We start from the raw sequence: 23,060 nt of genomic DNA on the forward strand, positions 1-23,060 counted from the left end.
GAGATTATGATTCCGACTCGATTCGGCGTCAAGCGATTCTTTGATATGAATCAGCTAGTTATAAGCTATTCTTCATTCAGAATCTGTCGAATCGGCGCAAAAGATTTCCGGTGAAATGGCGTCACACCCACAAGCTTTAGTGCGGCCATATGTTTTGCAACACCATATCCTGCGTTTGACGCCCAACCATATTCCGGATGCTTTTCACCGAGTTTTTTCATCAAACGATCGCGAAAAACTTTTGCGATGATGCTTGCCGCGGCGATGGAAAGTGACCTCGCATCCCCTTTGATGAGTGTACGCGTATGAATTTCAAGCCCCGGCGCCCGGTTACCGTCCACGAGCGCTGCTTCAGGTTTTACTTTAAGACCAGCAACCGCCCGCCGCATCGCAAGCATGGCGGCCTCAAGGATGTTGATGTCGTCTATCTCTTCAACGCTTGCCTGGGCGACGGAGACCGAGAGCGCCTGCTCCATGATCTGGTCATAAAGTGTCTCTCGCCGCTTCTCGCTCAGCTTCTTGCTGTCATTGAGGCCATCCGGAATATTGGCCTCATCAAAAATTACCGCCGCCGCCACCACTGGCCCGGCGAGCGGCCCACGACCAACTTCATCCACACCGCACACAGGCGAGAAACCACCGCGCTTGAGCGCAGCCTCAAATTGCCAATCGGGTTTGGGTTTCAGGTCCACCCCAGCTTTATCAAACAGGTCCATTCGCTGGTCCGCCTCGTATAGTGTTCTCTATCACCTCTCTATTGCCGCGCTTCTGGCGTTCGCGCAACAGCGACTTGACCCTTTGGGGCGAACCGCTGCATGGTACAGGAGGCAAAAACAAGCACGGACCAGCGCCCTATGCACCCTATTGCTGCAGCCTTCGATCAATATTGGAACTCCCTGCGGCGCGGGGCTGATGTGCCGCGTTTCATTGACTTCAACATCAATGACGTGCCTGAAAACGCCCTTCCTTATATGTCGCTCATGCAGGTAGAGGAAAAACCCCGGCGCTTTCGCTACAGGCTTGCAGGCACATCCGTTGTCGCGGCTTACGGCAAGGACCTAACCGGTGTGTATCTCGATGAGCTTGATACAGGCGGGCGGTACGACGAATATATCCACAACTTCAACCAGGCGGTTGATGAGCGTGTCGTCAACAGGCGGCAGGATGAATATACCCTCAGCGACGGCAGGGTTTACCGGTTCGATGGTCACCTATACCCGTTTGAAGGGGTGCATGGCTCTGTCTCCCGCATCATTGTGCTTGCGGTTGATAGCCTGATCCCGACCTGATGGCAGCTCACGGAGCCCAAAAGAAAGGAGGCGTTCCCCTTGGGGAGGGAACGCCTTTAGTGCTTGGGTAGGTTTAGGAAAGAATTGCAGAGCTCGGTAAGCTCCTACTCAAAACAAATAAGGTTGGCCGGGCCGGGATGGGCGCTTGGGGCTAGGGTCAGGGGGTATTGTCCACACCCCCGCCCGACCAGAACCTGCTGCTACGTATCGCTAGAATGCACAGAGACTTGAGCTGGAGTGCAGCAGCGGGTTCAAAACTTCTGCCTTAGGCGGCAAGGGGGACGCGTGCCAGTCGAGCCGTCCGACGCTTGCGGCGCCATGTACGGGTCTCAGCTCTAACGCTTAAACTTTGCGGGGTTCCCGCAGGCGAGTAGGCACTCGCACCGCGCATAAATTCGGTAAACATCTTATTCTCCTCGCTGTTTCATGCATTCCTGCATCAGCATATTTATTGCCATTTTTGGCATTTATGACTGTCGTGTCGTGGCCGTTTTATTTGGTGGAGTCTTTGCTCCCGGCTACAGTCTTAATCTAATGGCATGCCCCTAAACTTTCAATGGTGCCCACCTCATTTATCGCACCGTTCATCGCAAATGACGCCATGGTTCAGCCACAATTGAGGGTTGGGCCCAGAACACAAGCGTTCACAAGGCCCTAACAAGCACGGCAGAATTATCTAAAATTTGAAAATTTTGGCAGACTAACCAGATCGTGCAAACGGGTGGCGATGCCCCACATTCATCAGTCGTCGTCACCCAGCAGGGCAGAAACCGTACCGTCTTCTACTGCTTCAACGCCCTTGAGCGCACGCAGCATCTGGTTCCGGCGCGTACCCAGCTTTTCGATATGTTTTTCCATGGCCTCAACATTCTTGCCCATGGCGGTGATCTGGTCACCGTAGCGCTCGAACTCACCCTTAACCGCGCCAAGCACTTTCCAAACTTCCTGCGCCTGCGCCTGCATGGCCATCTGCTGGAAGCCCATGCGGAAGGTGGTGAGCAATACCTGGAAGTTGGTTGGCCCGGTTACTGTAACGCTGAACTCACGCTGCAAACTTTCCACAAAACCCGGAATGCGCAGCATCTCCGCGTAAAGGCCCTCGGTTGGCAAAAACAGGATCGCCGACGGTGTGGTATACGGCGGGTTAATATATTTGCCCGCGATATCTTTCGCAAAGCCTTTTACCCGGTTCGCCAGCAATTTCTGCATGGCGGCAATGCCGTCCGTATCGCCCGTCTCCACCGCCATCAAAAGGCGTTCATAATCCTCGGTCGGGAACTTGGCATCAACGGGCAGGTAAACCTCCGTATCCGTGCCCGGCATGCGAATGCCAAATTCAACATGGGTGCCTTTGCGGCCACAGTCATAGTTGGCAACATATTGGTTGGGCGTCAGCACATCCTCAATCAACAGTTCAAGCTGCACCTCACCAAAGGTGCCGCGTGATTTCACATTTGTCAGCACGCGCTTGAGGTCACCCACACCTGTCGCCAGCGTCTGCATCTCACCAAGGCCCTTGTGCACTTGCTCCAGCCGCTCGGATACCGTCTTGAAGCTTTCGCTCAGGCGTTTTTCAAGGGTTGTCTGAAGCTTCTCGTCCACCGTCTTGCGCATCTCATCCAGCTTCTGGCTGTTCTCGGTGCGCAGTTCTTTCATCTTCTCGTCAAGTTTGTCGCGGAACTGTTGCTGGTCTTTGGCCTGATTGGTGCCAAGTGTGCGCACTGTCTCACCCAGAAGCGTGACGGCTTTGGTAAGGTCTTCCCGATTGGTGCGGAACTCATCACGGATGGCTTTCTCACGCTCGGCTGCTTGTCGGGTCATGTCAGAGATTCGGGTCTCGATGCGGATCAACTGGTTTTGGGCTTCCCCGTCATCCAGTAACTTACTGAGGCCAAACAGCTTGACCAGCAGCACCACGCCAAGGAGGGCCAATACGGCAAAGCCGACAATTACCATTGTTTCCAAACCCACCCTATATGCTCCCGATCGCTCAAATACCTTACCTCCACTAACCCAGTGCATGACAGCATGCAAGGCGCTTGCAAAAGCTTGACGATAGTGGGCGCATATGCTTCGTATCTCTCATCGGGCCGTTGCCTAAATCAACCTCCGTGAGACAGGTGTCTAATCGGCGGGCGAAGGCCTTTCAGGAGCAGGAGATGATACCTCGTTTTGATGCGAGAGACTTTAAGGGCATCACACCAGAAATGCGTGAAGCCTTTGAGCGGGATGGTGTTTTGGTACTGGATGGGCTGATCAGCCCCAAGGCTTGCAAGAGCCTGATGCACCGTATGGCCGAGATGGTCGACAGTTTTGACGCTAGCGAACATAAGGCGGTTTTTTCCTCCAAAACCCAGGCTCACACGCTGGACGTCTATCAATATTTTCTCGATTCAGGCTTTGGCACCCATTTCTTCTTCGAGGAAGAAGCGTTTGATGCGGACGGCGAGCTCTCGAAACCCTTGCCACTCGCACTCAACAAAGTGGGCCACGCCATGCATGACCTTGACCCCGTGTTTGACCATTTCGCGCGGCAGGAGGTTTTCAGGCTGATCTGCGAAGGGCTTGAGCAGAAAGAGCCGCTACCCCTCCAATCCATGTATATTTTCAAGCAACCCCAAATTGGTGGCGAAGTGGTTTGCCATCAGGACGCAACCTACCTGCGCACAGAGCCCAACAGTTGCCTGGGGCTTTGGGTTGCGCTTGAAGACGCGACGGAGGAAAACGGTTGCCTGTGGGGCATACCGGGCGGGCATAAAACCGGCGGGCTCCGGTCTGTATTCCGCCGCAAGCCAGATGATGATGGCACGCTTACCGAAGTGCTGGACGAGACACCCTTTGAGGAAGACAAAAAAGTGCCCCTGCCCGCACCGCAAGGTACGGTTCTGGTCTTTGGTGGATTGTTCCCGCACATGTCTTCTGCTAACAGGTCAAGCAAATCCCGCCACGCTTATACCCTGCATGTGGTAGACGGCGCGGCTGACTACCCGGCAGACAACTGGCTCAGACGGCCAGACTATCTGCCCCTTAGAGGCTTTGACGCATGAGCAAAATCGTGATCATCGGAGGCGGCCACGCGGCCGCCCAACTGGCGACATCCCTTCGCATGAAGAAATTTGAGGGTGATGTGACGCTCGTAAGCGATGAACCGGTTGTCCCCTACCAGCGCCCGCCCTTGTCCAAAATGTATCTGTCTGGCGAGATCAGCGCTGACAGGCTGCCAATCCTTCGGGAGCAGGCCTATGAAGGCGCGGGCATCAAATTGAAGCTTGGGCTGCGCGCCACCAAAGTTGACCGGTCAGCGCACACTGTCACTCTTGCTGACAGCAGTACGCTCGCATACGACAAGCTTATCCTCGCAGTTGGCGGGCACGCGCGGCGCCTCACCTGCCCCGGCCATGATCTCGCCGGCGTGCATTATGTACGCACAATGACAGACACGGACAGCATGCGCGGTGAATTCAACACGGCCCGCAGCATTGTCATCATCGGCGGCGGCTATATTGGGCTAGAGGTCGCGGCTGTCGCCCGCAAAGCAGGCAAGAAGGTTACCGTTCTTGAAGCCGCAGACCGCATCCTGCAGCGTGTTGTAGCCCCTGAGGTTTCTGAGTTTTACACCGCCCTGCACCGCGCGGAAGGTGTTGACATTCACACCGGCCAGATGGTGACGGAGATTGAAGGCAATGACCGCGCCGGTGCTGTGGTGACAGCCGATGGCTCGCGCTTTGAGGCTGACATGGTTGTGGCCGGTATCGGGCTTATCGCCAACACAGACCTCGCAGAAGGCGCCGGGCTTGAGACCACCCCCGCAGGTATCACCGTGAATGCCACTTGCCAGACAAGCGACCCGGATATCTACGCGGTTGGCGATGTAACCTGGCACCACAATACGCATTACGACCGTTGGCTGAGGCTCGAATCTGTCCAGAACGCTGTGGATCAGGCGAAAGTGGCAATCTCTCACATCATGGGGGAAGATGAGCCCTATGACGCGCTGCCCTGGTTCTGGTCGGATCAATATGGCCTCAAGCTCCAGATAGCGGGCCTCTCGGAGGGGTATGATACCCTTGTTACCCGCGGCTCCCCGGAGGAACGCTCCACCGCATTCTTTTACCTGAAAGAAGGGCGCATGCTGGCCGCCGACTGTGTTGGCCGTATCGCGGAGTTTATGAACGCCAAAAAAATCATTGCCGCTGGCGTCAATGTCGACGAAAATATGCTCAAGGACGATAGTCGTCCGTTCAAGGAAATTGCCGCCGAGATACTCGGTTCCTAGGCTATAAGAAAGCGCTTCTCATGCTCAGTTATCAGCACGCCTATCACGCAGGCAATATCGCCGACGTGCACAAACATCTCGCCTTGATGTTGCTGCTTGAAGGCTTTGCAGAAAATAGCGGCGCTTTCAGCTTTTATGACAGCCATGCCGGTCGCGGCATCTATGACCTCTCAAGCCCGGAAGCCGAGAAAACCGGCGAGCACAAGATGGGGGTCTCCGCAATTGATGAGCCTCAAAACGACAAACGTGCGCCTGCGCGCTACCTGGACCTGATCGAGACCTTCCGCAAGGAACATGGCGAGCACGCCTACCCCGGCTCACCCTCCATCGCCCACCATTTCATGCGGCCGGGTGACAAAATGTTCCTGACGGAGCTGCACCCGACCGAGCACCGTGTTCTTGAGGAGAACTTCTCGGCCTTCAAAAGTGTGGACATCCGCAAGCAGGACGGTTTTGAGATGCTGTCACGGCTTAAATATCCGCATCACCTGCGCGGGGTGGCGCTCATCGACCCCGCCTATGAAGTGAAGACAGACTATCGCAGCGTGCCACGATCACTCATGAAAGCACTCGGCGGCTGGCCCAACGGTGTTTTTGTGGTCTGGTATCCCATCCTGCCGGATGAACGGCACAAACAGATGGTGCGCTCGCTGTTTTCACTCGGTGGTAATGCTGTGTTCGAATCGCTTCTGATGGCGCCTGATGTGGCAGACCGTCGCGGCATGATCGGCACCGGGCTGATGATCTTCAACGCCCCACAAGGGTTTGAGGAGAAGCTCGCGGTTGCGATGGATGAGATCACCACGCTGATGTTCGGTGAGGGGCTTGGCAGCCACTCTATTAAAAAAGGGCCAACTGTCGGTTCAGCGGCCCTCCTTTAAACATTTACAAGGATCAGGTGCTTATTGAAGCGCTTGGTCAATCGCCGCTTTCAGCTCGTCTGATTCCGGGGTTACCTTGCTGGTAAAATAAGCCACCGGCTTACCGTCTTTGCCGATCAGATATTTATGGAAGTTCCACTTCGGGCGGCTATCTTCGCCCAGCTCTTCCGCGAGCCAGTTATAAATCTCCGCATTACCTTCCCCGCCATTGACCACCATCTTCTTGGTCATCGGGAAATCCACCTGGAAGTTCACCTTGCAGAAATTTTTGATATTGCGCTCGGACCCCGGCTCCTGATCACCAAAATCATTGGCGGGCACGCCCACAACCACGAGGCCTTTGTCGCGGTATTCGTCCCACAAGGCCTGAAGGCCCTTATACTGCGGGGTATAGCCACAGTAAGACGCTGTATTCACGAGAAGCACGGCCTTGCCCTCATATTGGGCCATCGGCATTTCCTTGAACTCGATGGAGGTCAGCGTGAAATCATACGCTGAGGTTGCGCTCGCGGCATGTGCGCCCACGGACCCCATCAAAATAACCGCTGCTGCTACAATCGATTTAAACTGCATTCTTTGTTCCTCCGCCAAATTATCGCCCAGATATACCTTGCTCTCCCGCCTAAAGGAAGCGCGCTAACGCAAAGGTGATCTTCCCATCTCTACGGCCATGGCTTGAAACCAGATCAACAGGCCCTACTTCCATGCGAAGCCAAATATCACCCCAGGCCAAGCCTGGCACAATGAAGGAAGTATTGATGACGGCAAGCCATGCGCCGCTCTTTAAAGCGTTTGACCTCAAGAACCTGCATCTTGAAAACCGGGTTGTGATGGCCCCAATGACCCGGACCTTTTCCCCCGGCAACGTACCCAACGACCTGAATATCGAGTATTACCGCCGCCGCGCCGAAGGTGGCGTGGGCCTTATCATCACCGAGGGCACCTGCGTTGGCCACAAGGCCGCCAGCGGCTACCCCAATGTGCCTTTCTTCTATGGTGAAGAGGCACTGGCTGGCTGGAAGAAGGTAGCTGAGGCCGTGCACAAGGAAGGCGGCAAAATCATGCCCCAGCTTTGGCATGTAGGCGCTGTGCGCCGCCCCGGCATTGAGCCGGACCCGGAAGTGCCCGGCTATGGCCCTTCAGGCCTTGTCGCCAAGGGCAAGAAAAAATGCCATGAGATGAGCGAGAGCGATGTCGCCGATGTGATCGACGCTTTTGCTCAGGCCGCAGCCGACGCCAAGGCCGCGGGCTTTGACGGTGTTGAAATTCACGGCGCGCACGGTTACCTGATTGACCAGTTCTTCTGGGGTGACCTGAATGAACGCACCGACAAGTGGGGCGGCAACCGGGTGGAACGCACTCGTTTCGCAGTCGAAATCATCAAGGCAATTCGCGCCCGTGTAGGGTCCGATTTTCCGATCGTGCTTCGCTGGTCTCAGTGGAAGATGCAGGATTATCACGCGCGGCTTGCCAACAACCCGCTGGAGCTGGAGCAGTTCCTTGAACCGCTGACCGCTGCGGGCGTGGATATTTTCCACTGCTCAACCCGGCGTTTCTGGGAAAGCGAATTTTCAGGCAGCGATCTGAACCTCGCGGGCTGGACCAAAAAGCTCACCGGTAAGCCTACCATCACCGTAGGCAGTGTGGGGCTTGATGAAGCCTTCACCGCAGAGGGCGCACAAGGGTTCCTGGAGGCCAAGCCTGCCAGCCTTGAAAACCTTGTTGCCCGTATGGAAAACAACGAGTTTGACCTCGTGGCCGTTGGCCGTGCGCTGATCGCGAACCCGGATTGGGCCAATAAGGTGAAAGCCGAGCAGCACGACGAAATCCTGCCTTACACCAAGGACTTGCTGGCCAAGCTCGCGTAACCGGCACCAAAATCAGGAAAACAAAAGGCGGCCCCTGCGGTCGCCTTTTTTATAGAATCTCATATTTTGAGCACAAACCCGGCACAATTCTGCTGCCAAATTCTGCCTTTCTACCGCAGATATGTTAGACTTTCTCTCACTTTGTGCACTGCAACATAAAATCTCCTTCCCAGCGTTTTTTTCTGGCGTTAGAGGGGATACAGGTCCTGAGGGATTGTATACAAAATAAGATTTCAATCGAAGTGTGGTAGAAGGAACCAAATATGGCCAAGCTTCGCATCAGCCCCGCCCCGGCACCAAGCCGTAAAGCTGCAATGACAGCGCTCAAAAACGCGTTTCTCGCAGACGAAGAGAAAACCGTTCGCTCGCTTATCGACAATTTCCCCCTGAACACTGAAAGCCGGGAAGAAATTGCGGTTAAAGCCGCCGCTATCGTTGCGCAGTCCCGCGCCATGAAAGAAGAACAAGGCACTCTTGATGCCTTTCTCGCGGAATTTGGCTTGTCGAACCAGGAAGGCGTGGCGCTGATGTGCCTCGCGGAAGCGCTCCTTCGCGTGCCGGATGTGGAAACACAGGACAAACTTATCTCCGAGAAGATACAGTCCGGCAACTGGGCGTCACACAAAGGCCATTCTGACAGTCTTTTTGTCAATGCTTCCACATGGGCGCTGATGCTTACCGGTGAAGTTGTGCGCCTTGACCGCACCATCACCAAAAACCCCGGCCAGTGGATGAAATCCCTCGTGGCCCGCACAGGCGAGCCGGTTATCCGTAAAGCTGTCAACCAGGCCATGAAGATCATGGGCCGCCAGTTTGTTTTCGGTCGCACCATCAAGGAAGGCCTTAGCCGCCAGGCCAAACAGCCGCCAGAGCATAAGATGATGAGCTTTGACATGCTGGGCGAAGGCGCGCGCACCATGGCGACCGCCGACCGCTATTATGAGCTTTACCAAGCCTCCATTGATGCTGTGGGCACCGCCACAAAAGATGACGGCGCTGACCCGCATGACCGCTCCAGCATCTCCATCAAGCTTTCAGCCCTTCACCCCCGCTATGACGAGGCCAACAACGACCGCGTGATGGCCGAGATGCTGCCGCGCGTGAAAGAACTGGCCCTTAAGGCCAAGTCTTACGATATCCAGATGACCATTGATGCCGAAGAAGCGGACCGGCTTGATATCTCGCTCCGCATCATTGAAGCGCTCGCGTCAGATAAAGACCTTGCGGGCTGGGAAGGCCTAGGCCTTGCTGTGCAGGCCTACCAGAAACGCGCGCCTTATGTGATTGACTGGCTGGTGCATCTGGGCCGTGAAAACGGTCGCAAGTTCGCTGTTCGCCTCGTCAAGGGCGCCTACTGGGATACGGAAATCAAACACGCGCAAGAGTTGGGGCTTGAGGACTATCCTGTCTTCACCCGCAAGCAAGCGACGGATATCAGCTATCTCTACACGGCTGCCCGCATGCTTGAGGCTGATGACGCCATCTACCCTCAGTTCGCGACCCACAACGCGCATACCATTGCCGCCATCTCCGCCATGGCGGGCGACAAACGCTTTGAATTCCAGAAACTGCACGGCATGGGCGCACTTCTCTATAAGGCTGCGGGCCGCGTAGCTGGCAAAGCCATCCGCACCCGCACCTATGCACCTGTTGGCCTGCATGAAGACCTGCTACCATATCTCGTGCGGCGGCTTCTCGAAAACGGCGCGAACTCAAGCTTCGTAAACCGCTTCATGGATGCCGATGTACCGGTGGAAGAAGTTGCGGGCGACCCGATCACCTCTATCGAGTGTGCGCCAGCACTGCGCCATACTCTGATCCCGACACCGGATGATATTTTTGGCGCTGAGCGTAAAAACTCCAAAGGCTGCAACCTGATGGACAGCCGCCAGTATGCCCCGCTGATGCGTGCGCTTGATGAACGCAAAACCCACACTTATGCCTGTGCCAGCATCGTTGGCGGCAAGGATGTAGGCGACAACCCGGCGGATGTTTTGAACCCCGCCAACACCAGTGAGGTTGTCGGCTCATGGCGCGAAGCCCGTGATGAGGATATCGATGCGGCGACCGTAAAGTCCGTCGCCGCGCAGCAGGCATGGAACGCCATTGGCGGCAACGCCCGCGCTGATATCCTGCGCGCTGTTGGGGACGCCATTGAAGACAACCGTGACCTCTTTGCCGACCTTCTCGTGCGGGAAGCAGGCAAAACTCTGAGCGACGTGATCGCAGAGGTACGTGAAGCTGTCGATTTCTGCCGCTACTATGCCGCCCGTGCTGAAGAACACTTTGGCGCCCCTGTTGCCCTGCCTGGGCCAACCGGTGAGCGGAACGAGCTTTATTTCGGCGGCCGTGGCACCTTCCTTTGCATTGCGCCGTGGAACTTCCCGCTCGCAATCTTTGTGGGCCAGGTTGCGGCAGCGCTAGCGGCAGGCAACGCTGTAATCGCCAAGCCGGCTGAGCAGACGCCGCTTGTGGCCTATCACGCTGTAAAACTGTTCCATGAAGCTGGTGTGCCTGCGGATATCCTGCATCTTCTTCTTGGCGACGGTGCCCGTGTGGGTGCGAAGCTTGTGGCAGATGAACGCATCGCGGGCGTTGCTTTCACGGGCTCCACAGAAACCGCAAAAATCATCAACCGTACCCTCGCGGACCGCGACGGCGCCATCGTGCCCCTGATCGCCGAGACCGGTGGCCAGAACGCCATGATCGTTGACAGCACTGCGTTGCCTGAGCAAGTGGCGGATGATGTTATCCAGTCGGCTTTTGGTTCTGCTGGCCAGCGCTGCTCTGCACTTCGCGTACTGTTTGTGCAGGACAGCGTAGCCGACAAGGTGATCAATATGATCAAGGGTGCACTGAAGGAGCGTGTGCTCGGTGACCCGGCCAAGCTCACCACCGATGTTGGCCCGATCATTGATGAGGAAGCCCGCACCCGCCTTGCAGAGCATTGCGCCCGCATGGAAGAGGAAGCAACCCTTGTTGCCAAGCTGGAGATGACTGAGGAGGCCGAGAAAGGCACCTTCCTCGCGCCGCATATCTTTGAGCTTAATAGCCTTGACCAGCTTAAACAGGAAGTCTTCGGCCCTGTGCTTCATATCCTGCGCTTCAAGGCCGGTGAGATTGACAAGGTGATTGAGCAGATCCGCGGCACTGGGTATGGCCTTACCTTCGGCATTCACTCACGCCTTGAAAGCCGCTGGGCGGAGCTTTTCACCAAAACCCGCATCGGCAACACCTATATCAACCGCAACATGGTGGGCGCTGTTGTTGGCGTGCAGCCCTTTGGTGGTGAGGGTCTTTCAGGCACCGGACCAAAGGCTGGCGGTCCGCACTATCTCTTCCGCTTCGCGGCAGAGCATACGCTCACAATCAACACCGCCGCTGTTGGCGGCAATGCTGAACTGTTCAGCATGGACGAAAGCGCGTAAGGGCGTCTCAAAGTGATCAAACAAAAGGCCGGGACATCCCGGCCTTTTTGCTAATGGGCTGCCCTAGTGTGGGGCACCAAATTTGTCAAAGAGGTTAAACTGGCCGCCCTGAAGCACAGGCGCACGGAAATCATCCGTGTTCAGCATCTCTTTTTCCTTATTGAAGCCCAGACGGCGGCACAGGTTCTTGAAGCGCTGATCAAGAAGCTCAGCTTCAAGCCCCTTGCCTTTCATGCGGTGTTTGAAACGCGGGTCATTCACTTTACCCCCGCGCATTTCACGAAGCCGGTTCAGCACCCTGCTCTTCCTGTCCGGGTAATGTTCTGACAGCCATTCTTCAAACAAACCGCCAAGCTCCAGCGGTAGTCTGAGCAGGATATAATTGGCCTGTTTCGCGCCCGCGTGTGCTGCGGCAGCAAGAACCTCTTCCATCTCATGGTCATTGAGGGCCGGGATAACCGGCGCGAACATCATGCCTGTTGGCACGCCTGCGTCCGACAACAGCTTGATGGCATCCAGCCGCCTGACGGGCGTGCTGGCCCGTGGCTCCAGAAGCCGCGCGAGCTTGCGGTCAAGCGTGGTGACCGAAAGGGAAACCCGCACAAGCCCTTTTTCGGCAAGCGGTACGATCAGGTCCATATCCCGGACCACAAGCCTTGACTTGGTGAGGATTGTAACCGGGTGGTTATACTCCAGCATCACCTTCAGAATCTCACGCGTTATGCGCCGGTCTTTCTCAATCGGCTGGTAAGGGTCCGTATTGGTGCCCATGGCAATCGGCTTGGGTTCATACCCTTTTTTGGATATTTCTGCCTTCAGAAGCTCCGCCGCATTTGGCTTTGCAAATAGCTTGGTTTCAAAATCCAGGCCCGGCGACAGGCCCATAAAGGCGTGGGTCGGGCGCGCAAAACAATAAATGCAGCCATGCTCACACCCCCTGTATGGGTTGATTGACCTGTCAAACGGGATATCTGGCGACTTGTTGCGGGTGAGGATATGCTTGGCATTTTCCTCCCGCACTTCTGTCCTTACCTGACTTTCACCTATATCCGACAACCAACCGTCAGACACCTGCTCGCGGCTCAGTTTTTCAAACCGGCCGGATGAGTTGGACACAGCCCCGCGCCCCCGCACGAGCCACGGTGAATTCTGAACCTGCATTTGTCTATCTCTCGTTTCCATGCCTTATTTTAACATAAGAACAAAAAGTGAACAAATGATATTTTACTGGCGCTAAATGGCGCTTTCATGGCGGATTAAGCCATTGTTTTCATCGAGATAGAGATGGCCCAATTTAAAAGTTGGCTTTTCAAACCGGCAAACCACTGATACATAGCTTTCATGAACAAATATGATCTGCCGCCCGCGCGTAAGCGCTACTTCAAGCTGACAGACCGCATCAAAAATCCGCTGGATTTGATGTCCCACGTGCCTTTCCGTATCGCAACGGCCAGCAATTTGCTGGCTCTTAACCGCGACCTCAGCGTTCGTCAGGATGTTGATCTCGACGTCCGGGAGATGCGCGTGCTGATCAATATCGGCTCCTACATGCCGATCAAATCTGCCGACATCGCCTACCAGAGCCGGATGGACAGCTACACCGTAAGCCGCGCCGTCAAGGCGCTACGCCAGGCGAAGCTTGTGGACTTTGAACCGGTGCCCACCAGCAAGCGCGCGAAAAACCTGATCCTGACAACGGAGGGGGAGCGGGTATATGGGCTGATCTCCAGCGCTGTGGAGAAACGAGCCAACCTGCTCGATGAGGTGCTGACCGAAAATGAGAAGGTGCAGCTCTGTGATATGCTCGCGCGGATTGAAAGCAAGGCCGAGCAGTTGATGGCCCAGTATGCGCTCGACCGCGTGCAGGAGGGTGACGATCTACCTGCCGACCAGAAAGAGCTGATCCGCTGGTACCGTAAGGGCCTCGACACCTGAGATGAAGGGTGTGGCGAAAACACGCCACACGTAGGCCGCACTTACGCCGCAGAAACGCGCACACTCCCGCCACAGTTTCGCGCACACTTTCGCCACACCTAAAAGACGGAAACGATATCCTCAAACGGCTTCTTGATGGTTGCGTGCACGGGCACGGTGGCCCCTTCCGCCGGATAGCCCGCCACCAGCAAGATGTAAGCTCGCTCATGCTCTGGGCGCTCGCAAATTTCATTCAGGAAATTCATGGGCTTAGGCGTATGTGTGAGCGTGGCAAGCCCGGCATTATGAAGGGCGGCGATCAAAAAGCCGGTAGCGATCCCAACGGATTCCGACACATAATAGTTCTTCCGCTCCATCCCAACTTCCACACCGCCACGTCGCTGTGCAAAAATCGCTATCAGCCACGGCGCGTGCTCAAGGTAGGGTTTGCTGGAATCAGTGCCGAGAGGCGCGAGCGCATCCAGCCATTCTTCGCCCGCCTTGCGCTCATCATAAAAGCCGCGCTCTTCCTGCTCCGCCCGCAGCCGCACCTGATATTTTATCTCCGGGTTGCCAATAAGCGCAAAATGCCACGGCTGGTGGTTGGCGCCGCTGGGCGCTGTGCCGGCGGTGCGCAAACAATCTTCGATAACCTCACGTGGTACAGCCCGATCAGAAAACTCGCGCACCGTATGGCGGCGGCGCATCTCGCCGTAAAAGGCCTGCGCCCGCGCCTGCATTTCTTCAACCGGATACTCCTGATAATCGGGTAGCGGGATATTATCGTGAGGCTGCATATATTGCTCCGTCTGCATTGGCTATGCCTTGAGCAATATCTCAATAATATTGCATATGCAATATTTAATCGAGCGTCTGACGATACCGCATCAGGGCAATCATCGCTGCGACAACAACAAACGCCGAGATACCAAAGAGGTCTGGCAGGATGTCACGAAACTCACTGCCCTTGAGCAGAATACCCCGCGCGATCCTCAAAAAATGAGTAAGCGGCAGCGCTTCACCAATGGTCTGCGCCCACACCGGCATGCCCCTGAAAGGAAACATAAACCCTGAGAGCAGGAGCGACGGCAGGAAGAAAAAGAAGGTCATCTGCACCGCCTGCAACTGGTTTTGCGCGATGGTAGAAAACGTAAACCCAACTGCAAGATTGGCGATCATGAACAGGATTGTCGCGCCCGAGAGCAGTAATATGCTGCCCTCAAACGGCACGTTGAACAGAAGCACCGCTGCCGCGAGGATAATGCTCGCCTGCACATAGCCCACAATCACATAAGGGGTTATCTTGCCCAGCATCACCTCGGACGGCCTGACCGGCATGGCGAGGAGGTTTTCCATCGTGCCCAGCTCACGCTCCCGCGTGACGGCAAGGCCGGTGATCATCACAAGCGTCATCGTCAGCACAACGCCCATCAGCCCCGGCACGATATTATACTGCGTAATATTTTCGGGGTTATAGCGCCGGTGTACCACCACATCAAAAGGCGGCGGCGCGGGCGCGGGGGTTACATCTACGCCTGCAAGGTCACGCTCCAGCGCGGAAAGCTTGAGCTGCTGCAAGGCACTGATCGCGCTTCCTGTAGCTACGGGGTCAGTCGCGTCAGCCTCCACCAGAATTTCAGGCCGATTGCCAAGCACAAGGTCACGCGAAAAATTAGGCGGGATGGTAACAGAAAACTGCACCTGCCCGCGGGTTAACATGCGGTCTACGTCCGCGCCGTCTGCCTCAACCACCACCTTGAAGTAGCCCGTATTCACAAGCGCCGCCGTAAATGCGCGTGTATAAACCGTACTTTCCGCCGAATAGATGGCTGTTGGCAGCGCCTTGGGGTCTGTATTGATGGCAAAACCGAACAACACAAGCTGGATAAGCGGCACCCCCATCATCATGCCAAGGGTCGCGCGGTCGCGACGCATATGGTTGAACTCTTTCATCAGCATTGCGCCCAAGCGGAGGAGAGAGAATGGCCGCCTCATGAGAAATTATCCTGTGAGCCAGAGGTCAGATGAATGAACACATCTTCAAGGGTGGGGCTGGTTTGTTGCCAGCTGAGGTTATGACCCTGCCTATAGGGCGCGATGGCCGCCTCAAGCGCGCGTTCATCCGTCCCGCTGACGTGCAGGTTAGCCCCAAATGCTACTGCCGATGCGATCCCTTCCTTACCACGAAGTTTTTGTGCCAAGCGGTCAGCCTCATAGCCATGCGCACGCCAGGTGAAAAGCTCGGTTTGCCCGATGATTTCTTCGGCTGTGCCCGCCGCCAGAAGCTTGCCGTAGGCTATATACACAATCTCATGGCAGCGCTCCGCCTCGTCCATATAGTGCGTGGACACAAGAACGGTGATCCCGTTTGAGGCCAGCGTATGGATTTCATCCCAGAACTCGCGCCGGGCTTTGGGGTCAACACCCGCTGTGGGTTCATCAAGAAGCAGAAGCCTTGGCTCATGAAGAATACACGCCGCGAGTGCCAGGCGTTGTTTCCACCCGCCTGACAGCGCACCGGTTTGCTGGTCCCGGCGCCCCCAAAGCCCCAGGTCCTTAAGTGCCGTGTCCACACGATCCTTGCGGTTATCCATCTCATAAAGACGCGCGACAAACTCGAGGTTTTCCCGAATGGTGAGATCCTGATACAGGCTGAACTTCTGGGTCATATATCCGGTTTGCCGCTTGATGAGCGGCGCTTCGGCGCGGAGATCAAGCCCCAAACATGTGCCCTGCCCCTCGTCCGGGGTCAAGAGGCCACACAGCATCCTGAGCGTGGTGGTTTTCCCGCTACCGTTTGGCCCGAGAAAGCCGAATATCTTGCCCTCCGGTATCTGCATGGAGAAATCGTCAACCACCCGGCGGTCGTCAAATATCTTCACGAGCCCCGAAACGTCGATGGCCAGTTGCGCGCCCGTATTCATTCGGGGCGCTCCACCTCAATCGGCAGGCCTACAGGCAAGAGGGTATCCCCGTCCGGCACCGCCTCAATCAGGAAAACCAGTTTTTCGCGGCTTTCCGCCGAATAGATAACAGGCGGCGTATATTCAGCCTCAGGCGCTATGAAGCTGACAGATGCCGTCATGCCCTGAACGCAGCCGTCGCAAGAGAAGGCGACTTTGGTGCCAACAGAAAGCTTGGTTACATCGGCCTGTGGCACAAAAAACCGAAGCTTGCGTTTATCATCAGGCAAGAGCGACACCACCGCCTTGTTGGCGGGCACCCACGCGCCCGGCTGATAATATGTATCCTGCACCATGGCGGATGCAGGCACCTCTGGCGCCATCTCCTTAAGCCTGCGTTCTGCCTTTACGACATTGGCTTGTGCTTCACCAAGGGCGGCACGCGCAGCATCCAGCCGGTCAGCACGTGCGGGCAGATTCGCAACCTCAAACGCGCTTCTGAGCGCTGCGACCCGCGCTTTTGCCTGGTCACGCGCAGCACGAGCCGCATCAAGCCGCGCTTCGACCGCAGCTGTACTGCCTTCAAGTTGCTGCTGGCGAACCAGCTCCAGCTCTGCATTCTTAAGAGCAGCCTCGGCCTCTTGAATTTCGGCAGACCGCACACTGAGTTCCTCGACCCGCGCGCCCTTCTCCATATCTGCAAGTTCGGCAACGGCTTTTTCGTGAGCGGCCTGAGCTTGCGCAAGGTCAGCTTCTGCTGCGGTCGTGTCAAGCGAGAACACCCGCATCCCCGGTACAACACGCATGCCGCGCTGGACATCAAGGCTTTTCAGCACGCCGGACGCCGGGGCCGCGAGCAAAATATACTCCCCTTCCACATAGCCAGTGTAGATGCCCTCGCGCACATCAAGCTGATTATAGTACCAAGCTGCACCCGCCGCCGCTGCGGCAATAAGCAAACCCACCAGTCGCTTTGCGATACTCATCTACACCCTCTCTCGTTCTTTTTGATCGTGACCGCATGAACAGGGCCGTGCCCAAGAGGCTCACCCGCATATCCACTGAGTGATTGTTGGCGCCGCCATTCAGGTCATCTATCGCCATGCACGAATTCCTCGCTGAAGGACTCGGTTGATGCATTATATGCTTGAAATTAATTAATTAGTCAATTAATTTAGAAACATGACATCAGAACACAAGAAAAAGCGCGGCGTTGGTCGCCCCAAAGAAAACGAAAACAAGGATCGCCGCGCGCATCTTGTGGACGTTGCTGGCCCAATTTTCTCGCGCCAAGGTTATGGCGGCACCAAGATCCCCGATCTCGCCAAAGCGGCAGGCGTCACCCCCGCCATGGTGCATTATTATTTTGATGGCAAAGACGGCTTGCTTCGCGAAGTATTCGACAATGCCTTCAAACCGTTGATGGACAAGCTGGACACCCCCTCTTCACTTGAAGAGTGGGTTGTCACTTTCCATGAGCATATCCTCGCGCGGCGCTGGGTGCCGCACTTGATGCTGCGGGAAGTGATTATGGAGGGCGGGCAGCTGAGGGAGTATTTTTCCGCGACCTACGCACCGCGCGTGGCTGCGAAATGGCTAGGGCTGTTCGCGGAAGAAAAGAAAAAAGGCCGCATGCGCGCAGACGCCGATGAGCTCAGGCATGTGGTGCTTACCATGGGCATGCTCATATACCCGTTTGTTGTCGCCCCCCTGAGTGGTGTGTTTAAAGAAACACCCTTCAGTGATGAAGACATGATCAAGTTTAGGGAAGATGCGCTCAGGCTTTTCTATCGGGGTGTTGGTGGCTAATCAGTCACCAATGCCGGATATCTTGACGACACCGTCACGGTAGTCCTCAAACCAGATAAGAAATTCATCCGCGGACATAGGCTTGCCGAGGTAGTACCCCTGCACAGAATCTGCCCCCATATCCCGAACAAGTTTGAGCTGATCTTCGTTCTCAACACCCTCACATACGCATTTGAGGTTGAGCTTGTGGGCAAGGTCGATCGCAGCTTCCAGCACGGTGCGCGCAACGTGGTTTTCCGTCGCGCGGCCAATGAACATGCGGTCGATCACCAGCTCATCAAACGGAATTTCCTTGAGCCGTACGAGGGAGGCAAAGCCGGCACCAAAGTCATCCAGCGCAATGCCAAACCCACGCGCATTCAAACTTGAAAGCACGTCTAGCGGCACCTTGGCGTCGATCTCCAGATCAGCCTCTGTCACCTCAAGCCGAACCATGGAGGGCTTTACCTCGAACTGGTCCGTCAGCCCGGAGACAACATCCGCGAAATCTGCCTTGCGCAGGTTATCGCTTGCTACGTTAATGGAAAGCACAACCTCAAGCCCATCCTTGCGCCAGCGGCCTTGCTGCTGCATCGCAAGCTCCAGCATGCGGTAGGTGAGCACATCCATATGCCCCTTTTCCTGCGCCGCCTTGATGACAGCACCCGCCCCCAGATAACCACCCGTGGGCGCCCGCCAGCGCGCGAACACTTCCGCCCCCACTAGCTCACCCGTTTTTGGGTTAAGTTTGGGCTGGAATACAGGCGACAGGCCATCGGTCATGAGCCCACGCATGAACTCCCCTTCAGCGAGCACCGTTTCAGACCCGGACCGGCCCTTTGCGCGCGAATCCGCCACATCGCTCAGCATGGACAGGAGCAGTTCCTTGTTCACCGGCTTTGTGAGCGTACCAAGAAGGTTCACGCTATAGGCAAGTGCCATATCACGGGCAGACTGCAGCATGCGCGCCTCATGGCCGCTCAGCAGGATGACGCCGGGGTCTGACTCAAGCTCTGAAATTTCCTTGATAAGGCCAAAACCGTCCATCTCCGGCATGGCCAGATCAGTGATAATAACATCAAACTGTTCGGTTTTAAGGATATCAAGCGCCTGGACGCCGCTTTCAGCGCCCGCCACCATATAGCCCGGAGACAGCAGATACTGGGTCAACAGGTCCCGCATCGTGGCCGAGTCGTCAACAACGAGAATGCGCTTACTCACTAATAGTCCTCCCTCATCGCGCTTTAAGCTAGCACTAAAGAGAAAATGGGCCAAGAACGAAACCACCCGCCAAAGGGCGGGTGATCAAGTTACTGATTTAATGTATCAAATAGCTATTCTGAACTATAGCGAAGCACAGGCTGCCGCGCGGCCTGTGTTTCGTCCAGCCGGCCCCAAGGTGCATGATATGGCGCGCCGGAGAAGCGCTCCACTTCGCCAGCTTTTGCGGCCCCCGCAAGCCCGCGCATGGACCGGATAAACTGATCCATGTTTGCTTTGCTCTCGCTCTCTGTCGGCTCAATCAGCATTGCACCGTGCACAACAAGCGGGAAATACATGGTCATGGGGTGATAGCCCTCGTCGATCATCGCTTTCGCGAAATCAAGCGTGGTGACACCTGTGTCCTTAAGGAAACGATCATCAAACAGTGCTTCGTGCATGCAAGGCCCGTCAAACGATGCCGTCATCACGTCAGAGAGGGACGCCAGCACATAGTTCGCATTCAGAACCGCGTCTTCTGCAGCCTGTTTGATACCGTCACCGCCGTGGCTCAGCATATAGCTGAGCGCCCGCACATACATGCCCATCTGGCCATGGAAGGCTGTCAGGCGCCCCATGGAGACATCGTCAATATCTTCCACGAGATCAAAACCGTCCGCCGTTTTTACCACATAAGGCACTGGCACATGGGCTTTAAGCGCGTCGGAGAAAACAACCGGGCCGGAACCGGGGCCGCCACCACCGTGTGGTGTGGAGAAGGTTTTATGGAGGTTAAAATGCATGGCGTCTACGCCGAGGTCGCCCGGGCGCGCCTTGCCCATGATGGCGTTGAAGTTCGCCCCGTCGCAGTAGAAGAAAGCGCCCGCTTTATGGATAGCGTCCGCAATCTCACGAATTTCGGTTTCAAACAAACCACAAGTGTTTGGGTTCGTGAGCATCACCGCAGCAACGGTATTATCAAGCGCTGCTTTGAGAGCTTCCACATCAACCTTGCCGTTATCCTTGGCCGGGATTGACTTGACCTTATAGCCGCAGAAAGCCGCTGTTGCGGGGTTGGTGCCATGCGCGGATTCCGGGCAAAGGATGATCTCGCGCGCGTCACCACGCGCTTCAAGTGCAGCACGGATCGCCATAACACCACAAAGCTCACCGTGTGCACCCGCCTTTGGGCTAAGCGCAACGGCAGGCATGTTGGTGAGCGTCATCAACCAGTGGCTCAGCTCGTCCATCAGTTGGAAAGCACCCTGCACGGCACGTTTAGGTGCGAGCGGGTGAATATCGCCAAACCCTGGAAGACGCGCCATTTTTTCATTGAGGCGCGGGTTATGCTTCATCGTGCATGAGCCGAGCGGGAAGACACCCATATCGATGCCGTAGTTGCGGCGGCTCAGACGGGTGTAGTGGCGCACAACGTCAGGCTCCGCGAGACCGGGGCACCCGATCTCACTCGTGCGCTCAAGCCCGCCAACGGCAAGCTCAAGGTCATCAAGCTCTTCAAAATCCACGCCCGTGGTTTTGGTGGTGCCAAGCTCGTAAATCAGCGGTTCTGCGAGGCGAAGCCCTACATGGCCAGAGAAGCTTTCAAACTGGGCGCTCTCACCACCACCGGTCGCGGCAGTTGGCCGTCCTTGACTATTCATAGACATCAGAGCACCTCCTCAAGCGCGCTCTTAAGCGCTGCAATATCGTCGGCTGTTACGGTTTCCGTCGCAGCCAAAATCAACACGTCATCAAGCCCTGCACCCGGATAAAGGCGTGACGCAGGAACGCCCGCAAGGATGTCCTTGCCAACGAGCGCATCAACCACACCTGACGCTGGTTTGGACAGTTTCACAGCAATCTCGTTAAAGAAGGCGCTCGTCAGCACTTCAACACCAGCAACGGACGCCAGCGCGTTTTTGAGTGCAATCGCATTCCGATGGTTAACCTTTGCAACACCGCGCAAACCCTTTTCGCCCAGAAGGCTCATATGGATCGTGAAGGCAAGCGCACACAGGCCAGAGTTTGTACAGATGTTGGAGGTCGCCTTTTCCCGGCGGATATGCTGCTCACGGGTTGATAGCGTCAGCACAAAACCGCGTTTGCCGTTCGCGTCCACTGTTTCACCACACAGGCGACCGGGCATCTGACGCACGAACTTCTGATTGGTGGCAAAAAGCCCAACGTATGGACCACCAAAATTGAGACCATTGCCGATAGACTGGCCTTCACCAACCACAATATCCGCGCCCATTTCACCCGGGCTTTTGATAAGGCCAAGGCTCATCACCTCAGTCACCACAACGATCAACAGCGCCTTTTTCGCGTGCGCGGCTTCCGCCACTGGTGTCAGGTCAAGCACATGGCCAAACACACCCGGGTTTTGCACCACAACGCAGCTTGTCTCGTCATCGATCGCATCGATAACGGCTTTCAGTTCGGCTTCAGGGTCCGCGGGGTTTGGCGCTTGGGCAACAATGACATCGTCCGTGTACTGCGTGGTGGTTTCAACCACAGCGCGGTAGTGCGCGTGCAGGCTGCCCGCCAGAATCGCTTTTTTCTTGCGCGTTACGCGGCGCGCCATCATCACGGCTTCACTGGTTGCGGTTGAACCGTCATACATGGAGGCATTCGCCACATCCATGCCGGTCAGCTGTGCAACCTGGGTCTGGAACTCAAAAATATACTGAAGGGTTCCTTGCGCAATTTCTGGCTGATACGGCGTGTATGCTGTCAGAAACTCACCGCGCTGGATCAGGTGATCAACCGTTGCCGGAACATGGTGCTTATACGCCCCTGCCCCAATGAAAAATGGCACACTACCCGCCGAGGTGTTCTTGGCTGCCATCCTTGAGAGGTGGCGCTCAACTTCCATCTCTGCCTTGTGGCGAGGAAGGTCAATCTCGGGGTTCAGCACATCATTTGGGACGTCCTTGAACAAATCATCAATATGCCGAACACCGATTTTTTCCAGCATTGATTGCCGGTCGGCGGCCGTAAGCGGCAGATAGCGCATGCAACTGGCTCCTTTGATCACGTATCAGGCCCAAGGTTGCGTGCGGTGGCCTGATACAAAAAGAAACGCTGGCCCAGGGAACCCCACACCAGCGCTAAACCATTTTATTCGAGACCTTCAACAAACTCGTTGTAGGCCGTCTCATCCATCATATCGTCAAGCTCGCCCATGTCTGCGATCTTCATTTTGAAGAACCAGCCACCATCAAGCGCAGCGGTGTTTACAAGCGCGGGCTCACCCTCAAGCGCTTCGTTCACCTCAACGATTTCACCTGCGAGAGGTGCGTATACTTCGCTTGCCGCTTTCACGGATTCAACGACAGAAACCTCATCGCCCTTTTCGTAGGTTGCGCCAACTTCAGGCAGCTCTACAAACACAACATCGCCGAGTGCATTTTGGGCGTAATCGGTGATACCTACTGTGGCGATATCGCCGTCTACTTCAAGCCACTCATGTTCTTCAGTGAATTTAATCATGCGCCTATCCTCCAAAATCCA

20 protein-coding genes are annotated in these 23,060 nt (G+C 55.9%); 8 read left to right on the forward strand and 12 right to left on the reverse strand.

Features of this window, described 5'->3' with window-relative positions; all coding sequences use genetic code 11:
• Window positions 1-65: 65 nt before the first annotated feature.
• Window positions 66-716 (reverse strand): ribonuclease HII, encoded by a 651-nt coding sequence (locus ACN0XZ_RS10570; protein WP_417457721.1) that lies wholly within the window; start codon window positions 714-716, stop codon window positions 66-68.
• A gap of 99 nt (window positions 717-815) precedes the next feature.
• Here ACN0XZ_RS10570 and ACN0XZ_RS10575 point away from each other — a divergent pair, with 99 nt between their 5' ends.
• Window positions 816-1,289, forward strand: a complete 474-nt coding sequence (locus tag ACN0XZ_RS10575; RefSeq protein WP_417457722.1) for a PAS domain-containing protein — start codon at window positions 816-818, stop codon at window positions 1,287-1,289.
• Window positions 1,290-2,030: 741 nt separating this feature from the next.
• Here ACN0XZ_RS10575 and ACN0XZ_RS10580 read toward each other — a convergent pair.
• Entirely contained in the window at window positions 2,031-3,260 is a 1,230-nt protein-coding gene (locus ACN0XZ_RS10580) for a DNA recombination protein RmuC (RefSeq protein WP_417457723.1), read from the reverse strand.
• A 188-nt stretch (window positions 3,261-3,448) separates the two neighbouring features.
• Between ACN0XZ_RS10580 and ACN0XZ_RS10585 the strand changes: the two genes are divergently transcribed.
• The 3 genes from ACN0XZ_RS10585 to ACN0XZ_RS10595 are packed head-to-tail and all read left to right on the forward strand — an operon-like array spanning window position 3,449 to window position 6,446.
• A complete protein-coding gene (locus ACN0XZ_RS10585; RefSeq protein WP_417457724.1) occupies window positions 3,449-4,336 on the forward strand; it encodes a phytanoyl-CoA dioxygenase family protein in 888 nt (295 codons plus the stop codon).
• Entirely contained in the window at window positions 4,333-5,565 is a 1,233-nt protein-coding gene (locus tag ACN0XZ_RS10590) for an NAD(P)/FAD-dependent oxidoreductase (protein ID WP_417457725.1), read from the forward strand. The genes ACN0XZ_RS10585 and ACN0XZ_RS10590 overlap by 4 nt, the downstream gene beginning before the upstream one ends.
• A gap of 20 nt (window positions 5,566-5,585) precedes the next feature.
• Complete coding sequence (locus ACN0XZ_RS10595) at window positions 5,586-6,446, forward strand: 23S rRNA (adenine(2030)-N(6))-methyltransferase RlmJ (RefSeq protein WP_417457726.1); 861 nt, start codon at window positions 5,586-5,588, stop codon at window positions 6,444-6,446.
• Window positions 6,447-6,467: 21 nt separating this feature from the next.
• On the opposite strand, the gene ACN0XZ_RS10600 is transcribed toward ACN0XZ_RS10595, so the two are convergent.
• Window positions 6,468-7,019: a glutathione peroxidase gene (locus ACN0XZ_RS10600; RefSeq protein ID WP_417457727.1), complete on the reverse strand. Its 552-nt coding sequence runs from the start codon at window positions 7,017-7,019 to the stop codon at window positions 6,468-6,470.
• 185 nt (window positions 7,020-7,204) lie between these two features.
• Here ACN0XZ_RS10600 and ACN0XZ_RS10605 point away from each other — a divergent pair, with 185 nt between their 5' ends.
• Both ACN0XZ_RS10605 and putA read left to right on the forward strand, forming a co-directional pair.
• Window positions 7,205-8,314, forward strand: a complete 1,110-nt coding sequence (locus tag ACN0XZ_RS10605; protein ID WP_417457728.1) for an NADH:flavin oxidoreductase — start codon at window positions 7,205-7,207, stop codon at window positions 8,312-8,314.
• 263 nt (window positions 8,315-8,577) lie between these two features.
• Complete coding sequence (gene putA / locus ACN0XZ_RS10610) at window positions 8,578-11,742, forward strand: bifunctional proline dehydrogenase/L-glutamate gamma-semialdehyde dehydrogenase PutA (RefSeq protein WP_417457729.1); 3,165 nt, start codon at window positions 8,578-8,580, stop codon at window positions 11,740-11,742.
• Between the two features lie 63 nt (window positions 11,743-11,805).
• Here putA and ACN0XZ_RS10615 read toward each other — a convergent pair whose 3' ends face one another.
• A complete protein-coding gene (locus ACN0XZ_RS10615) occupies window positions 11,806-12,903 on the reverse strand; it encodes a PA0069 family radical SAM protein (RefSeq protein WP_417457730.1) in 1,098 nt (365 codons plus the stop codon).
• A 180-nt stretch (window positions 12,904-13,083) separates the two neighbouring features.
• On the opposite strand from ACN0XZ_RS10615, the gene ACN0XZ_RS10620 reads away from it, so the two are divergent.
• Window positions 13,084-13,677 (forward strand): MarR family winged helix-turn-helix transcriptional regulator, encoded by a 594-nt coding sequence (locus ACN0XZ_RS10620; RefSeq protein ID WP_417457731.1) that lies wholly within the window; start codon window positions 13,084-13,086, stop codon window positions 13,675-13,677.
• A 98-nt stretch (window positions 13,678-13,775) separates the two neighbouring features.
• Here ACN0XZ_RS10620 and ACN0XZ_RS10625 read toward each other — a convergent pair whose 3' ends face one another.
• The 4 genes from ACN0XZ_RS10625 to ACN0XZ_RS10640 form a co-directional block, all read right to left on the reverse strand.
• Window positions 13,776-14,453 (reverse strand): nitroreductase family protein, encoded by a 678-nt coding sequence (locus ACN0XZ_RS10625; protein WP_417457732.1) that lies wholly within the window; start codon window positions 14,451-14,453, stop codon window positions 13,776-13,778.
• A 64-nt stretch (window positions 14,454-14,517) separates the two neighbouring features.
• Window positions 14,518-15,651: an ABC transporter permease gene (locus ACN0XZ_RS10630; protein WP_417457733.1), complete on the reverse strand. Its 1,134-nt coding sequence runs from the start codon at window positions 15,649-15,651 to the stop codon at window positions 14,518-14,520.
• Entirely contained in the window at window positions 15,648-16,580 is a 933-nt protein-coding gene (locus ACN0XZ_RS10635; RefSeq protein WP_417457734.1) for an ABC transporter ATP-binding protein, read from the reverse strand. Before ACN0XZ_RS10635 ends, ACN0XZ_RS10630 begins: the two co-directional genes overlap by 4 nt.
• The gene (locus tag ACN0XZ_RS10640; RefSeq protein WP_417457735.1) at window positions 16,577-17,545 is read right to left on the reverse strand and encodes an HlyD family secretion protein; all 969 of its coding nucleotides are present in this window, start codon (window positions 17,543-17,545) and stop codon (window positions 16,577-16,579) included. Before ACN0XZ_RS10640 ends, ACN0XZ_RS10635 begins: the two co-directional genes overlap by 4 nt.
• A 196-nt stretch (window positions 17,546-17,741) precedes the next feature.
• Between ACN0XZ_RS10640 and ACN0XZ_RS10645 the strand changes: the two genes are divergently transcribed.
• Entirely contained in the window at window positions 17,742-18,368 is a 627-nt protein-coding gene (locus ACN0XZ_RS10645; protein WP_417457736.1) for a TetR/AcrR family transcriptional regulator, read from the forward strand.
• On the opposite strand, the gene ACN0XZ_RS10650 is transcribed toward ACN0XZ_RS10645, so the two are convergent.
• The 4 genes from ACN0XZ_RS10650 to gcvH form a co-directional block, all read right to left on the reverse strand.
• A complete protein-coding gene (locus ACN0XZ_RS10650) occupies window positions 18,369-19,568 on the reverse strand; it encodes an EAL domain-containing protein (protein WP_417457737.1) in 1,200 nt (399 codons plus the stop codon).
• A gap of 113 nt (window positions 19,569-19,681) precedes the next feature.
• Window positions 19,682-21,214, reverse strand: coding sequence for an aminomethyl-transferring glycine dehydrogenase subunit GcvPB (gene gcvPB / locus ACN0XZ_RS10655; protein WP_417457738.1), 1,533 nt, complete (start codon window positions 21,212-21,214; stop codon window positions 19,682-19,684).
• Window positions 21,214-22,563 (reverse strand): aminomethyl-transferring glycine dehydrogenase subunit GcvPA, encoded by a 1,350-nt coding sequence (gene gcvPA, locus ACN0XZ_RS10660; RefSeq protein ID WP_417457739.1) that lies wholly within the window; start codon window positions 22,561-22,563, stop codon window positions 21,214-21,216. Before gcvPA ends, gcvPB begins: the two co-directional genes overlap by 1 nt.
• Window positions 22,564-22,667: 104 nt before the next feature.
• On the reverse strand, window positions 22,668-23,039 hold the full coding sequence (gcvH, locus tag ACN0XZ_RS10665) for a glycine cleavage system protein GcvH (RefSeq protein ID WP_417457740.1): 372 nt from the start codon (window positions 23,037-23,039) through the stop codon (window positions 22,668-22,670).
• Between the last annotated feature and the right edge of the window lie 21 nt (window positions 23,040-23,060).

It is taken from the genome of Kordiimonas sp. (assembly GCF_048264555.1).
Taxonomy (GTDB): Bacteria; Pseudomonadota; Alphaproteobacteria; order Sphingomonadales; family Kordiimonadaceae; genus Kordiimonas.